The 14,855-nt window shown below is 67.1% G+C and carries 14 protein-coding genes; 6 read left to right on the forward strand and 8 right to left on the reverse strand.

Annotated features, from left to right (window positions below):
- Positions 1-439: 439 nt before the first annotated feature.
- Positions 440-2,086: a hypothetical protein gene (locus tag NTY77_07645; GenBank protein ID MCX5795348.1), complete on the reverse strand. Its 1,647-nt coding sequence runs from the start codon at positions 2,084-2,086 to the stop codon at positions 440-442.
- Positions 2,087-2,153: 67 nt separating this feature from the next.
- Between NTY77_07645 and NTY77_07650 the strand changes: the two genes are divergently transcribed.
- Entirely contained in the window at positions 2,154-2,483 is a 330-nt protein-coding gene (locus NTY77_07650; GenBank protein ID MCX5795349.1) for a hypothetical protein, read from the forward strand.
- Positions 2,484-2,489: 6 nt separating this feature from the next.
- On the opposite strand, the gene NTY77_07655 is transcribed toward NTY77_07650, so the two are convergent.
- Positions 2,490-3,194 (reverse strand): hypothetical protein, encoded by a 705-nt coding sequence (locus NTY77_07655; GenBank protein ID MCX5795350.1) that lies wholly within the window; start codon positions 3,192-3,194, stop codon positions 2,490-2,492.
- A 17-nt stretch (positions 3,195-3,211) separates the two neighbouring features.
- Positions 3,212-4,114, reverse strand: coding sequence for a DUF1684 domain-containing protein (locus NTY77_07660; GenBank protein ID MCX5795351.1), 903 nt, complete (start codon positions 4,112-4,114; stop codon positions 3,212-3,214).
- A 64-nt stretch (positions 4,115-4,178) separates the two neighbouring features.
- Between NTY77_07660 and NTY77_07665 the strand changes: the two genes are divergently transcribed.
- Complete coding sequence (locus tag NTY77_07665) at positions 4,179-4,982, forward strand: hypothetical protein (GenBank protein ID MCX5795352.1); 804 nt, start codon at positions 4,179-4,181, stop codon at positions 4,980-4,982.
- Positions 4,983-4,985: 3 nt separating this feature from the next.
- Here the strand turns inward: NTY77_07665 and NTY77_07670 are convergent, their stop codons facing one another.
- The 4 genes from NTY77_07670 to NTY77_07685 all read right to left on the reverse strand — a co-directional run bounded on the left by NTY77_07670 (position 4,986) and on the right by NTY77_07685 (position 10,232).
- Positions 4,986-5,525, reverse strand: a complete 540-nt coding sequence (locus NTY77_07670) for a hypothetical protein (protein MCX5795353.1) — start codon at positions 5,523-5,525, stop codon at positions 4,986-4,988.
- A complete protein-coding gene (locus NTY77_07675; protein MCX5795354.1) occupies positions 5,506-7,110 on the reverse strand; it encodes a hypothetical protein in 1,605 nt (534 codons plus the stop codon). Before NTY77_07675 ends, NTY77_07670 begins: the two co-directional genes overlap by 20 nt.
- A 283-nt stretch (positions 7,111-7,393) precedes the next feature.
- Positions 7,394-8,701, reverse strand: a complete 1,308-nt coding sequence (locus NTY77_07680; GenBank protein MCX5795355.1) for an MFS transporter — start codon at positions 8,699-8,701, stop codon at positions 7,394-7,396.
- Between the two features lie 4 nt (positions 8,702-8,705).
- Complete coding sequence (locus NTY77_07685; protein ID MCX5795356.1) at positions 8,706-10,232, reverse strand: YIP1 family protein; 1,527 nt, start codon at positions 10,230-10,232, stop codon at positions 8,706-8,708.
- A gap of 420 nt (positions 10,233-10,652) precedes the next feature.
- Here NTY77_07685 and NTY77_07690 point away from each other — a divergent pair, with 420 nt between their 5' ends.
- Positions 10,653-11,135: a hypothetical protein gene (locus NTY77_07690; protein MCX5795357.1), complete on the forward strand. Its 483-nt coding sequence runs from the start codon at positions 10,653-10,655 to the stop codon at positions 11,133-11,135.
- A 108-nt stretch (positions 11,136-11,243) separates the two neighbouring features.
- Here NTY77_07690 and NTY77_07695 read toward each other — a convergent pair whose 3' ends face one another.
- On the reverse strand, positions 11,244-12,386 hold the full coding sequence (locus NTY77_07695) for an ATP-binding protein (GenBank protein MCX5795358.1): 1,143 nt from the start codon (positions 12,384-12,386) through the stop codon (positions 11,244-11,246).
- 154 nt (positions 12,387-12,540) lie between these two features.
- Here NTY77_07695 and NTY77_07700 point away from each other — a divergent pair, with 154 nt between their 5' ends.
- The 3 genes from NTY77_07700 to NTY77_07710 all read left to right on the forward strand — a co-directional run bounded on the left by NTY77_07700 (position 12,541) and on the right by NTY77_07710 (position 14,855).
- Positions 12,541-13,404 (forward strand): lysophospholipid acyltransferase family protein, encoded by an 864-nt coding sequence (locus NTY77_07700; GenBank protein ID MCX5795359.1) that lies wholly within the window; start codon positions 12,541-12,543, stop codon positions 13,402-13,404.
- A 148-nt stretch (positions 13,405-13,552) separates the two neighbouring features.
- Positions 13,553-13,711 (forward strand): hypothetical protein, encoded by a 159-nt coding sequence (locus NTY77_07705; GenBank protein ID MCX5795360.1) that lies wholly within the window; start codon positions 13,553-13,555, stop codon positions 13,709-13,711.
- A 16-nt stretch (positions 13,712-13,727) separates the two neighbouring features.
- Entirely contained in the window at positions 13,728-14,855 is a 1,128-nt protein-coding gene (locus NTY77_07710; protein MCX5795361.1) for a hypothetical protein, read from the forward strand.

The raw sequence follows: 14,855 nt of genomic DNA on the forward strand, positions 1-14,855 counted from the left end.
AACTTTTCAAACCGCCGGATGCGGACCCGCATGTCCGGTGGTGTGGGAGGGGACCGGCGAAGAAACTCGCCGGCCCCTATCCCGATCGACGATATTCCTCTGTCGCGCCGACCCTATGAAGATTCTGAGTGCTGGGTCACTTTCCCATTTTTTGGATCTTCATGAAGTTGCGCGCGCAGGCGGAATGGGGCGCGCGCGGCTCGCGGCGCCAAGCGCCGCGAGCGCACGAAGAGAGAGTAATGGGCCGAAGTCTCAGTGATCTGGATGGCGACCTGAAATGCTAATTATATTTATGAAATAACGATAAATTTAGCAATACCTCCAGCGCTGGAGGTGGAGGGGCTAGAAATGATGGAAAAATATGAAAAATTGGCACAACAAGCCGCCGTCTTTCGTCATAGCACAAAAACTGCGTGCCGCTAAGTGACCGGCATTGGGGCTAGCGGGGGGGGCGCGACTCGAAGTCCAAGACCGCGGCCTCGATGTAGCGCAGCACGGCCAAAGTCTCCTCGTCGCGGGAGAGGCGCTTCTGGCCGACCTTCTTGGCCACGCCGTTGAACACGTCGAGGGGCGGGGCCAGGAAGTCCTCGTAGGGGATGCCGGGCATGCGGGCCTGGTCGAAATCCAGGGAGATGGACGAGGGCCGGCCGGCCAGGCCGGCGGACTCGGCCTTGGCCAAGTTCGGGGAGTCGCGGCGGAAGAGGATGAGCACCGTGCCCATGCGGCCGATGAAGGGCTGGGGGTTGCGCGCGTCGAGCACCTCGTAGAGGTCGTGCTGCGAGCTCTGGAAGAAATAGACCTTGTGGTTGGGGTCGCCGTGCATGGTGTACTGCAGGGCGATGTCTCCGACCGAGGCCCGGATGAGGCCGGCTTCCACGTACTGCCGGGCCTGGCCGCCGTGCAGGTTGTAATGGAAGCCCACATTGGCGGTGCCGTGCGCCTCCTGGATGCGCTCGAGGACCTTGGACGCCTCCTCTCTGACGTAGGCTTGGGTCTGGTCCTTGGAGCCCAAGGCTCTGACCTTCGCCAACTCGGCGGCGAATCCCCCGCGCACCTTGCCCCAGTGGTCCTGGGCCGTGAAATTCTGATACTGGGCCAGGCGCTCGGCCTTGGCCGCGGCCTCAGGAGATTGGGCCGGGGCCTTGGCCTTCAAGGCGGCCTCGAACCGGGACACGAGGACCGGCCAGGCGGGGTCCTCGGGGTAGGCGTCGCGCTGTGCCGCCAGCCAGCCCAGCACGGTCTGCTTGGAGCCCTCGGTCATGTCCGAGAGCGGCACGTCCTTGACGGCCATGAAGTACTTGGGATAGTCCTTGGGCAGGTTGATGGGACCGCGGTCGCTGACCGGCACGGGCTGGTAGTGGCCCAGGACCAGCTTGTCCTCCAAGGCGGCCTTGGGGAACTGGAGGACGAAGCCGGGCGAGCCGGTCTTGCGCGCCATGGAGCGGGCGTAGCCGCGCGGGAAGCTCGCCTCGTCGGCGTAGTAGGAGAGGGTCTGCTTCATGCCGCCGCCGCTCTCCACTATGCCCTTGAGGTTCTCGAAGCTGGTGCCGTGGTAGTAGCCGGGGGCGCCGGCGTCGAACCTGGGCTCGACGACCTTGGGCCAGAGCCGGGCCGCGAAGCGCTTGAGCAGGCCGGCCTTGGGCGTCTGGGGGGCCGGCAGGGCCGAGACTTCAGGCAGGTCCGCCGCGGCCGCGGGCTTGGAGAGGCTGCCGTCGAAGAGGGCGGCGGCCTTGGCCGATCCTTCTTCGCCGCCGCTCTGGCCGGGCTGTTCCTCCTGGGCCTTCTGCTCGGGCGCGGCGAGAAGCATCGGGCCCAGGGGCGCGGCCGCGCCCTGCAGGACCGTGACGGGAACGTTGGGTGTTAGGCCGGGCGCGGGCGCCAAAGAGACGGGCTGGCTGAGCGAGGGCGCGACCAAGGAGGAAGGCGAGAGCGTCAGCGCAGGCGCGGAGAGGCTCCGGCTGACGCCGGAAAGGCCGCCGGTCTGCGGCGCGACGACCTGGACTTCGGGCCCCGCGGCGACGCGGCTGTGCCCGGCCAGGCAGGGCGGACAGCCCAGGCCGAGGACGAGCGCCAGCAATAGCCTCATGCCCCTAAGTATGACTGAAAAGTCCCGTTTCATCCAGGGGGCATCCCCCAAATCCTATAATCACCCTATGGACAAGTGCCCTGACTGCGGGCAGTTCGGATCTATAGACGACATCGCCTTGGCCAGCGGGCCTTTGAGCGAACTGCGGGCCCGAAGGTGCGACGCCTGCGGGCGCTTCTGGGTGAGCTGCGCGGAGATCGACGTCCTGGGCGACGATGGACTCTTCGGCGCCTCGGCTCGGGGCGTGGCGACGCCCACGGAGCGCCGCTGCCGCGCCTGCGGCGGGATGTTGAAGGCCCTGCCCGAGCCGGCGGGCGTCTTCTCCTGCGAGGCCTGCCGGCTCCTCCTCATGGACGAGCGGAGCTACGACGAGCTGGAGCTCGAGAAGCCGGCGTAGGGCGGCCTATTTCTCCGGAGCGCCCGCGAGGCAGGGCTTGGAGAGCTCGGCTTCGTGCTCCTGCAGGCATTGGGCGATGCGGAACCCGTTCATGGGCAAATCCTTGCAGAATTTCTTGAAGTCGGACTGGCAGGCCGCGGCGACGAAGCGCGAGGGCTTGAGGGCCTTGTCGCGCAGGCTCTTGCAGGGGTCCACAAGCTCGGCTTCGTGCTCTTGGAGGCAGTTCAGGATGGCGTCGGCGAAGAGCGGGACGTAGCGGCAAGACTGCTCGATGACGGCCTTGCAGGAGGCGCGCAGGTCGCGCAGCTCCGCGCGGCGTGTCTGGCAGCCTTTGGAGAACTCGGCTTCATGCGAGTCCAGGCACCGCATGCGGATAGCCTGGGGTTGGTTGCCCGTGCAGAAGTTCTCCAGGTCGGACCGGCAGGGGTCGCCATAAAGGACCTGCTTGGGCGGTCTCGGCGGCTGGGGCGGCGCGGGCGGCTGAGCCGCAGGAGCAGGCTGGACTGCGGGCTGGGCCTGGACCGTCTGGGTGGACTGGATCGGAGGCGCCGGCTGCTCCGGCTGGGCCGTCGGGGTCGATGCGGCCACCTGGGCCGGCTGGACCGTCTGGGTGGACTGGCTGGGGGGCGCGGGCTGGTCCGTCTGCGCGGAAGCCGCCGCGGCGAAGAGCCCGGCCATCACGGTTAAGACGTAGGTTGCGGGTCTTTTCATAGGGGTATCATAGCATCTCAATGGTAGTGCGAGTCCTGCTCGCCGGCCCGGATCGCCACCGGCAGGGTGTTCTCCCGGGGCGGGATGGGACAGTTGAAGAATCTGCTGAAAGCGCAGGCCGGGTTGTAGGCCATATTGAAGTCAAGGATGTAAGTCCCGTCCGGGAGTCTTTTCGGCTCCACGTAGCGGCCGACCCGGTAGCTCTCCCGGCCGGTGGTCGCGTCCCGGAAGAGCACGCTCAGCGAGTCCGGCGCGCTGCCGGGCTCGAGCAGGCGGGTCGCGGCCAAGCGGCAGCGGGTCCGGCCGGCCATGAACTCGAACCAGCCCACGCGGGTCGCGCGCCGGTCCGCGCTGTGCGTGGAGCGGATCGCCACGGTCTCGGCCTTCGGGTCGCGGGTGAGCCTGACCGCGTAGCGCAGGGACGGATCGATGGGGAAGTAGCGGATGCCGTGGTAGTCCTTCAACCGCGGGCTTTTCGGATCGAACACGATGATCGCCGGGTAGCCCTGGTGGGAGAGGCGCAGGGTGAAGCGCCCCACGCCCAGCTTCTCGGGCTCCAGCTCCGCCGCGCGGACGGGCTGGGTGCCCTTGCCCACCAGGAAGTCCGCGCCCGGGTCCACCGCCTCGACCCGGAAGCCCTGGTCGCGGGCGGAGACTCTCAGATGGTGCGGCCGCACGGTCGGCCCCGGCAAGCGCACGTCGTTGTCCTGGGCGGAGCCCACGGTCAGTGTTGTCAGCGGCCCGAAGTCCCGGCGCGCCACCGCGGCCAGGTACGAGGTGGGGTCCGACTTGAGCCAGGACCGCGTGTCCTTCCGGTCCTTCAGGATCTCTTGGCGCACCATCGCGGTCGCATCGGCCGGGGGCTGGGCGGATGCGCATGCCGGCAGGAGGGTCCAGGCCGCCAGGAGGAATAACCTCATGGGGCCAGTTTAGCGCGAAACCGGCCTGGTTGACAACCGGGGCCCCGCATCCTATACTCCGTGCATGGACAAGATCATCGCGGCCGTGCTGTTCTCCTGGGCGGGCAGCGCCACCGCCGCCGGGCATACCATGGATGTGCGGGTCTCGAACGGGAAGACCACATTTTCCCAGACGGTGAAGCTCTCCGACGGCCAGCAGGCCAACTTCGTGGGGCCCGTCGCTGGAGGCAAGTCCATGATCTTCAACGCGCTGTTGGTCACGGACCGCGGCCAGGCCGCCCCGTACCACCTCCAGTACCAATTGGAGCTTTCGGGAGGCCAAGGCAGCCAGGCCCCCTCGCTTGAGGTCCAGAGCGCGCTGGACCTGCGGCCGGGGCTCAGCCTGATTACAGCGGAGTGCGGCTCCTGGACCGCGGAGCTCAGCCTCGACGCGCCGGGCACGCTCGGCAAGAAGAAGGCGCCCGCGGCCTGGGACGACGCGGGCCTGGGCAATTACCGCCTTACCGTGGACGTGGTGCGCGGCTCCGCGCAGCAGCGCTGCGCCGTGACCGTCGCGCCGGGCGCGCAGGCCAACGTCATCGACCGCTTCACCCGGGAAGGGAAGAAGCACGGCTTCATCTTCAGCGTCCTGCCGGCGGCCCGGGCCGGCGGCGTCAACCTGCAGTATCAGCTCGAGTACACGCCGGTGGGGATGGAGCCCTTGCAGCTCCAGAATCAGGAGTCCCTGGCGTTCGGCCGGAAGAGCCAGACCCCGGGCCACGGCTACAAGCTCGGGCTCCTGGCCGAGGCCGCGCCGATCGCGCTTGAGGCTCCGGCGCGGACCCCGCCGGCCGATGCGGAAAGCAAGGGCGTGCCGCTGCTGCGCTGAGCCTCAGCGTTCCGGGGCCAAAGGCCGGAACGTCGCCAGGAAGCGTTTCCACTCCTCCAGGCCGCGGGGGCTTTCGAGGTACTCGCGCGAGGCGCTCTGCAGCTTGAGCGCCCAGAAGCCCTTGGAATCGGGCCTCAGCACGAACTCCTCGTAGATGTACTCGGTGACTTCCCCACCCTTCTGGCGGTGGCGCCGCTCCAGGCGCCGCTGGTAACGGGCGCAGTGGCGCTGCGCCACCTCGGTCATCCCGAGCTTGCTCACCGGGCCGCCCAAAGCCTCGGCGTCCTTGAGGAACGCCCCGGTCGTGGCGAAGCGCGCCTGGCGGCCCTCGTGGCGCACCGCGCTGATGCGCGCCAGCCCGTCCGTGAGCACGAAGCCTGTCGTCTCCGCCGTCAAAGGCTTGATGGTCCAATCCTTCGCGAGCTCGCAGTCGAAGAGCTTCTCCACGGTCTGCTTCCTCCAGGGCGAGTCCGGAGCCGCGCCCGCGGCGCAGGCCAGCAGCCCCAGCGCGGCCAGCGCGGCCCTAGCGAAGTTGCTGGGCATGCTGTATGTCCCCTTTGACCAAGGCGTCGAGCCCTTCGGCGTCGATCTGGTCCGGCGTCTCCTGGCTCTTGGGCAGCGGGCTCTTGGCTTCCTCGCCGCGCAGCCTCTCCAGGTCCGCCTGTTCCTCCTGCCGCAGGGTCTGGTACTGCGGGTCGGCTACGGCGCGCTTGAGGAGCTTGGCGAGCTTGCGGCCTTCGGCGGTCTTGAGCTGGGCGAGCTTTCCCTGCACCTGCTTGATGGCCTCGTTGGCCTCCTTGATGTCATGCGGATAGGTCTTGATCTTCGCTTCGGTGAGGGCTTTGAGCTCCTTGAGGCCACCGCAGTAGTCCTGCTCGGTGTGCGCCTCGCAGAAATGCTTGATGCGCTTGAGGATCAGGGGCTGGCGCTTCTGGCCGACCTTGAGGTCCTGGAGGTAGGTCCTCAGGGCCTTGAGCCGGCTTTGGTAGGCGGCCGCCGGGGCCGCCATCTCCGAGACGTCCAGGCTCACGGCATAGCCCGGGTTCCAGAGCTTCATGCGCTCGCGGTAGTCGTCGGCGTCGGCGAGCATGTCCCGGGCGTCCTCGGTGTCCACGTTGGCCTTGCCCCGGTGGGTCTGCGCGGCCACCAGTTGGCCTTTGAGCCGGGCGTCGTACTCGTCGCCGAGGTCCGCGTCGAAGACCTTGGCGTATTGCGGCAGCGTGCGCTGGACGCGCGCCGAGCGCCAGAGATGGGTCATCTCGTGGGCGGCCGTGCCCACCGTGTTGTCGATGGCCGACTGGCGGCTGCTGAACTTGGTGAGCGCCCGGTTGATATAGAGGGTGTGGTCTTCAGTATCCGCTTCGCCGTACACGCCGCCCTGGATGTCCTCGATGTCGCCCTTGCGCACGATCTGGGTGCCGGGATAGTCCTTGATGGTGACCTTGAAGGCGAGCTTGCCGGCCTGGCCTTCAGTCACGAGGCCGCTCAGTATGGCGCGGCCTTCGGAACAGTCCTGCATGCGGTCGACCAACGCCTGGACGAAGGCCTGCTCGTCCTTGGAGAGCTTGGGGTCTGCGGCGACGAAGCCGCCCAAGGCCACCTTGGGCGCCGGCGCGGGCTTGGCCGCGGGGAGCTGCGCCAGCTGCTGCGTCGGTCCAGGCCCGGCCTCCAGGGCCGGCCTTGCGGCGGCGCCGGTGTAGAGCCCTTCGAGCGTGCCTGCGCCCAGTCCCGAGGCATGGAGCTTTTGCAGCCCCTCCGCGCCTGTGCTCTGGTAGCGTGCCTTCTGCTCCGGGCCGCCGGCCGGGGGGGATGTCTTCGCGGTCCGGAAGGCGCGCAGGTGGTCGCGGCCGGGGATGCCGCGGCCGCATTCCTGGGCCACGAGTCTTTCGTCGAGGCCCTGGAATTCATCCGTGCAGGCGCCGACGAATTCAGCCTGGACTCGGCTCAGGAAGTCGGCCGGGTCCAGGCCGTCGGCGCAGGCCTTGGCCCAGGACTCGGGCTGGAGTCCCCAGGTCTGCGCGGCTTGGGGCGGGAGGGGGGGACAATCGGCAGCTGAACCGGAGACGACGGGGAGGGCGCACCAAAGCGCCAAAGACAGGACGGCCGTGCCGCGGGAGCGGGGTTTCATCGGGGTCTCCCTGTCGCAAGTGTAGCCCCGGCCGCGCCGTTTCGCAAGGGGTCCGGTCACTCGACTTTACCCACTTTTTTAGACCACAAACAGCGGGTACCATGCCGTCCTGCCATTTCGACGAGCGAAGCGAGTCGAAATCCCGCGCACGCAGCGCGGAAGAGATTGTTTCTTGGACACTGTGTCCGGACATAGTCGTCGGGCGCTGACCTCCGGTCAGCGCGGGTTTGGCGGCTGCGCCGCCAAACCTCCGAATCGGGAAGTGGGTGAGGTCGTGGTCCGGTCAGGCCGTCTGCGAGACGCCCGCGTCGAGCACGCCGCCCGAGCGCCGGTCCGAACGTCTCAGGAGCCAGGCGAACACTAGGCCCGCGACGCCCAGGCAGGAGAACATCACCATGCTGGCCTTGTAGTCGTGCGTCATGTCGCGCAGTCTGCCGTTGAGCCAGGGGAAGAACGCCAAGCCTATGTTCTGCAGCATGGTCATGAGGCCGAAGGCCGTGCCCACCCGGTCTTTCTCGACCACTAAGGGCACGGCCGGCCACAGGGCGGCCGGGACCAGCACGAAGGCGGCGCCCAGCAGGAGCATCGCGACGACCGGCGGGGTTTGGGTGAAGCCCAGGAGCAGGTAGCAGGGGATCATGAGCACCGAGCCCGCGATCAGCAGGCGGGAGCGCTGGCCATGGCGGTCCACGTAGCTGCCCACGAAGGGGGCCAGCACCATGGAGGCGAAGATGATGATCGAGGAGTTCCCCGGCGCGGTGGAGAACATGTGCCGGAAGTCGGAGAACACGGCGGCGAGGAAGCTGCCGCCTTCGTCCATGGTCAGGGGAAGGCCCCATTTCTCGTGGAAGAAGTCGGTGGACAAGGCCGTGAACGGGAAGACCGCCGAGTAGAAGGTGAAGCAGAGCAGGATGACCCAGAGATAGGAGGTCCCGAAGCGCTTGAGATCGGCCAGGACAATCTTGTCCGAGCCGCCTTCCTCCTTCTTGAGCCCCAGGGCGCTTTCCCCGTGCTTGTCCATCCAGCAGTAGACCAGGTTCGCCAGGAGGCTCAGGACGCAGAAGCCCGCGGCCGCCCACAGCGCGCCCTGCCAGCCGAAGCGGCTGGCGATGAGGGATTCCGAGTTGAAGCTGAAGAGCGTGCCCAGGCGCGAGATCGTGATGGTCACGCCGAAGGACATGGCCAGCTCGCGGTCGCGGAACCAGCGCGCGCAGATGGCGTTCTGGGCCACGGTGAGCGACTCCGAGCCCGCGCCGAAGATAAAGCGGCCGATGCAGGCGACCGTGACCGTGGGCGCGACCGCCACGATGCAGGCGCCGACCGCGATGAGCGCCGAGAAGAGCAGGCTCGCCCAGCGCGTGCCGATGCGGTCGGTGAGCATGCCGCCCAGGACCACGGAGAGTATCCCGGCGATGCTGTAGATCGTGTAAAGCCAGCCGATGGCCTCGCGGTCGGTGTGCCAGGCCTGCATGAGGGTCGGGGCCAGCGCGCCGATGCTGTCGTAGGCGAAGTAGCTGCCGTAGGTCAGCAGGCCCGCGATGAACAGGACCGTCAGGCGGAAGGGCAGCCGCGAGGGGTGGAAGAAGCCCATCGGCTCAGGGCGCCAGCCGGCCCAAGGCGTCGAGGTCGACGGAGTCCATGGCCGCGCGCAGGAGCTTCTGGTCCACGTTCTGGCCATTGACCCTGACCGCGAAGCGCTGGGCCGCGACGATCTGGAACGAGCCGCTGCGCGACTGCCGGTCGTACTGCTCCATGCCTGGGCAGGACTTGTAGGTGACCGCGCTCTGGCCCGGCATGGAGCCGGCCGCGTTCCAGGCCATGGAGAGCAGGCTGCTGTAGCTCCCCGCGTCGATGATCTGGATCGTGACCGCGCCGCCGTCCGCGGTCCGATAAGTGCCCTCGGCCGCGGCCATCTCCATGGCGCCGAGCCTCTGCTTGCCGCTGTTGGCTCCGGCGCGCGCCAGGCCCGCGGCCTGGGCGGGCAGGAGGGCCTGGAGGCCCTGCGCGGCGACGGCCTTGACGCTGCTGTCGGCGCCGAGAGTCCCCAGAGCCGCGCTCATCGCCTGCATGGCTTGGGCCGGGGTGGGGGGCTGGCCCGGGGCCGCGCCGGCCGCCGCGCCTTGGGCCTGCAACTGCGCCAGCTGGCTCATGACCTGCTGCTGGAGGGCGGCGGGCGAGCCGGGCGGGAGCCGCAACGCCGGCTGGAACTGCCCGGCGGTCTGGCTGGCCTCTATGAGCGATTTCATGGCGCGCGCCTGAGGGGCCATGCGGCGCAGCTTCCACACGGCGAAAGTCGAGCCGAGCAGGGCCAGCAGGACCAGGCCGCCCAGGATCAGGACCGCGATGGTCGCTTTGTGCTTCTCCACCTCATGGACTTCGGTCGAGGCCGGCAGGAAGAGATAGATCCCGTAGAGAGACACCGGTATGGCCAGCCAGAGGCCTACGACCGGCAGGGACTGGACCACCGCTTGGACCGGCATGAGGGCGGCCATGAAGGCGACGCAGCGGAAGGAGGTCTCGAAACCCTGCTTGGAGCCCAGGAGCATCCAGATGACGTGGGCGATCCCGGCTGCGATGACGGACGCGATCGGGACCGCGATCAGCGCGCCGAAGGCCGAGAGGAGCCCGGCGAAGAGCGCGGCCGTCGCCGCCGACATCCCCGATCCGAAAAGTCCGAAGGCGAGGCCCAGGACGAGACGCAAGAGCGAGTTGACCGCGGCCATGACGAGGAGGAAGACCAGAGGCTCCTTCCAGCCGCCGCTCCTGGGCATGGTCCGGAAGAAGCCCGTGGGATCGAGCAAGACGGAGCGCGCCCTGGGCAGCAGGCCCTGCGCCGGGGCCGGCTGGGCGGGCGCGGGCCGGGCCGGGGCCGGGCTCTGCGCCGGGGCGGCGGCGGCCGCAGCCGCGGCCGCCGGGAAGATCTCCGCGAAGGTCTTCGGGGAGGAGCGCCGCATGGGGGGAGCGGTGGCGGGGATCTCCGGCTGGGGCGTGGTGGCCAAGCGCGCGGCTTCCTCGACGTCGGCGGGGGACGCCCCCGCCTTCAGGAGCGCGGCCTTGAGCGCGTCCAGGGGATACTTGTCCTTGTTGGCGCGGATGTAGTCCACGCAGCGCGGGTCGACCATAGGGATCTCCTTGGCTTGGGCAGCTTGACCATTTTACACAATATGGTCCTGGTCCGGAATGGCCCTGCCCTGGGCTTGCCCGGACAGGCCGTATCTGTCCGGGCAAGCCGCGCGCGCCCTTTTCCTCGTGCGCGCGCAAGGCGATATGCGGAACCTGGAGTTGGCGGCGATACGGCCCCTCTCGCGGAGCTGACCGCTTGATTCGGGACTGGTTGAATCCGGGTGGCAATGGATTTCATTTCTCGACGATGGATTTGCAACCTTACAGCAAGAATATGGGTACTCGAAATCCTTGACAGTACTGGACTAGGTCGTGATAGAATGCCAGTGTCGTTGACTTCATGTGCGCCGGGAGCATGGGGTTCATCTGAAAACGCCGAATACCTCTTCGCCGAGGCCTTCTGTAGAAACAGCTCCGCTTTGCGGGGCGCGCTCAAGTACATCCAGGCCAAGATACTCAACACCGCGCAGACCGCGGCCGTGGACTTCGGCGTCCTGAGCCCCAGCTATCTCGACAAGCGGCTCGACCTGGCTTTGACCGTGACCAACTTGGGCGGCACGCTCAAGCACGACCAGTCGGCGGAGAACCTGCCCTTGACCTTCAAGGCCGGGGCGGCCTTCAAGCTGACCCAGCGCTGGCTGGCCAGCCTGGACCTGAGCCTGCCCAGGGGCGACGAAGCCTATACCGCGGTCGGGACAGAGTACGTGTTCCCGGTCAAGGAGAGCTGGAGCGTCGCGGGCCGGCTGGGTTTCGACTCGCGGACCATGGGAGACGTCACTGGAGTCTCGGGCATATCCGTGGGCGCGGGCTTTGCCTCCAAGGCCCTGAGCCTGGACTACGCCTTCGTCCCTTACGGCGGGTTGGGCATTACGAACAGGTTCTCGGTCTCGGCGCGTTTCTAAGAAACGGAAAGAGGCCAGCCAGACGGGATCTGCCGGCCGGACACTGCGTTTCCGGCCGGTGGCGGGCGAGCAAAGCTCGCCCGCTCGAAAAGACGCTGATGGCGGGAATCAACTGAAACGCCCGCCCCAGAGCTGCGTAAGGAACTCCTGCCAGGGGAGGATCCGTATGCCGTCTGCGACGCGGGCGGTTTTCTCTCCCGAAACCAGGACATAATGCTTGAGGCCGCCTTCTTCGCGCAGGGCCTGCAAGCCCCTGAGGTCCTGCGGCGACACCGTCTTGCCGGCCTTCACCTCGACGGCGGTCGCGTCTCCCAGGATGAAGTCGACCTCGAAGCCGGAGGTCGACCGCCAATAGCGGACCTCGCCGGCCCCGCGATAGCCGGCGTAGGTCAAGAGCTCATGGTATAAGAAGTGCTCGAACGCCTCCCCGAACTCGGGGGAGCCTGGATTGATGCGCCCGCGATGCTGGAGCACCCGGGCCACGCCGGGATCGAAGAGGTAGAACTTCGAGGTGGTGATGGGCTTGCGGCGCAGGGACTTGCGCCACGCCGGGACTTCGTGCGCGAGCAAGGTGTCCTTCAGGATGTGGAAGTACTCCTGCACGGTGCTGCGCGCCACCTGGGCGTCGTTGGCGATGTTGGCGAAATTGACCATCTTGCCGTTGCACAGAGCGGCCACTTCCAGGAACCGGCTGAAGGCCGGGATGTTGCGGGTCAATCCCTCGGCGGCGATCTCCTCTTTGAGGTAGGTCCCCACGTAGGTCTTGAGATCCTCATCCGGATCGTCCGACAGGTAGATGGACGGCAGCAGGCCATGGTTGACGGCGCGCTCGAGATCGAAGGACTTCCCCAGCTCGGAGAAGCTGAGCGGGTGGAGCTGCCTGATCCTGGCCCGCCCTCCCAGCAGATTGACGCCGCCCCGGCGCAGCTTGCGGGCGCTGGAGCCGGTCAAGAGGAATCGGATGCCGCGCTCCTCGATGAGCAGATGGACTTCGTCGAGCAGGGAGGGGAGTTTTTGGACCTCGTCGATGACGACCAGGGAGTCCTGCGCCGTGCACTCTTCGCGTATGATGCTGTGGGAGCGGCTCAGGCGCAGGAAGGTGTCGTTGTCCAGCAGGTTGTAGGTCCGGATGCCCTTGAGGGTGTGCCGTATGAGCCAAGTCTTGCCCGTCTGCCTGGGACCGAAAAGGAAGCAGGACTTCTTCTTGAGCTCGGCTTGGATATCGAGACCGCGGATTACGTTCGTGAGCATGAATGGCGCCTGTGATCCTGGCGATTATGATAATAAACGCCGCCATACATGTCAATTATAATGTCGGCGGACGCGGGTCAAGGGGTCGTCCAGGCCGCATATTCAGCGCACGGCCGAGCCCCCCGACCCTCGGCCATATTGATATAATCCCCCGATGGAAAAGCCTCAAACCCCGGCCGCAGAGTCCCAAGGAGCCGAGCCCGAGACGGACTCCGAGGAAAGGACGCTGCGGGAGTCCACGCTCCATCCCGAGCGCATCCCCTACCGGGGGCCGGTCTTCCATTTCTTCTGGCCCTTCACCCGCTACATCGTGACCAGCCTTTCGGCGGTGGCTGCGGTGTTCTTCTTCAAGGTCCTCAACCGGACCATCGTCATCGGCAAGGAGAACGTGGGCGTGGAGCAGAACACGCTGCTCCTGCCCAACCATCAGAGCATGATCGACGGCTTCCTGGTGGGCGCGATGGTCTTCTTCCCGAGGAGCCTTCTCAAGCCCGAGCTCTTCCCATGGCTGCCGGCCGCATGGGAGAACTTCTTCGAGAACCCCGTCATGCGCTGGTTCTCCGACAACTGGCGCTGCATCCCGGTCAAGAAGGGGCGCAAGGACGTGGGCGCCATGCTGCGCATGGAGGCCTGCCTGCGCGACGGCATCATGATCGTGTTCCCGGAGGGGACCCGCACCCGCGACGGGAAGCTCCTGCCGCCGCGCTCGGGCATAGGCTACGTGATGCTCAAGACCCGGCCCAAGGCCATCCCGGTGTGCATGGACGGCATGAGCGGGCTCCAGCCCATCGGGCATTTCTGGCCGCGCGTGTTCCGAACCATCCTGATCTGCTACGGCAAGCCCGTGGACCTCGCGGAGTTCTATTCCCGGCCGGTCGGCCGGGAGGCGGCTCAGGACGCCATCGAGAAGGTGTTCGCCGAGGTCGGCCGCCTGCAGAAGGTCCTGGCCCGCTACCGGCGCGTCCGGCGCCGCCGGCTCGCCAAGCTGCCCTGGTTCTGCCGTCTTTACAAGCCCTGACCGGTCCTAGGGGTTCCCCCTATAAACGTTAGTAGGCCGTAGAGCCCAGTGCGGTTGGGCCATTTAACACCCTCCCGTTGGGACCCCCGGCCCATGATGGGTCCCTGGGCCTCTGTTACCATGATGCCAGGCACAGGAGGACAGCATCATGGACTGCCGCAATAACGAGATTGTCCGCAAGCACGGCGCCAAGGCCCTTTCTGCCTGGTCCGCGCGCCGTGTGACCACCAGCCTTTTTTTCGAGTCCGACAGCCGCAGCTACCTCTGGGTGACGGACCGCAGCGGCCGTTGCCTAGCCCGGAGATAAGAGCCCCGAGCGACCCATGAAGAACGCGCTGCCCGCCGTCCTGAAGCCGACCGCCCTCGCGGCGGTCCTGGTCTTCGGGGCGACGAGGGGAGCGGCCGCCAACGCCAGCATATCCGACGATTTTACGGCAATGAGCGGCTGGCTGAGCAGCCAGCTCGCCCAAGGTTTGGCTTTCAACGCGGGCGAGACCTTCGACCCGCCGCACGAGCTCAAGAGCCGCCGGGTCCAGCCGGACCTGAGCGTCGGTATCGGCAACATGCCTCTCAACCAGAAGAAATTCCCGCAGACTTCGGCCCTCACCCTCAACGGCGTCGACGCCGCGGGCTTCTTCCCGTCCTCCGTGCTCTTCCCCAACCTGTCCATGCACCTGCGCGCCGGCCTGCCCGGCCGCATGGACATGTCGGTCCGCTTCGACGACATGACCACCCCCTCCGGCTACCGCCTCTCGCCCACCATGACGGGCAAGGGCCAGAGCAACTCCATCGGGCTCGGCCTGCGCAAGCACTTCTTCGGCGGAGAGGGCCGGCCGATGCTGAGTCTGGGCGGCCATTTCAACCATGTCTACGGCTGGTTCAACCTGCACACCACCCGCGACATGATCATCATCACTGGCCCCGGCACGAGCATCGCCATCAACAACACCGTGGATGGCCAGCTGGCCTGGAACGTGTCCAGCTACGGCTTCAACGCGGTGCTCAGCGAGTCCTACCGCGGCTGGACCCCTTTCGTGGGCTGCGGCTACAACTACGTCACCGGCTCGGCGAGCGCGGCGCTGCAGATGGCGGCGACCACGTTGACCACGCAGAGCCAGGGGGGGGGCAGCGATCACCCGGAGCAGAACCAGGCGCGGTTCATGGGCGGCGTCGAGTTCGACCGGCCCTGGATGCACTTCTTCCTCAACGGCGAGATCAAGGCCGTCGGCGAGAACGCCGGGCATTCCTGGATCGCCATGCTGGGCGCGGCGCTGCCCTTCGAGATCGGCATGAACCTCATCCCCAAGCGCGCGGAACGCAATCCCGAACAGGCCGCGCCGGCCGTCGAGTACGGCGATTACGGCCTGCCGGTCGAGAAGTCGCCGGCCAAGAAGAATATCCGCCTGCCGGCCTCGGACAAGGCTCGCCAGGGGATGGTCATCATCGAGTGA

The sequence above is a fragment of the Elusimicrobiota bacterium genome, from assembly GCA_026388095.1.
Lineage (GTDB): Bacteria > Elusimicrobiota > Elusimicrobia > UBA1565 > UBA9628 > UBA9628.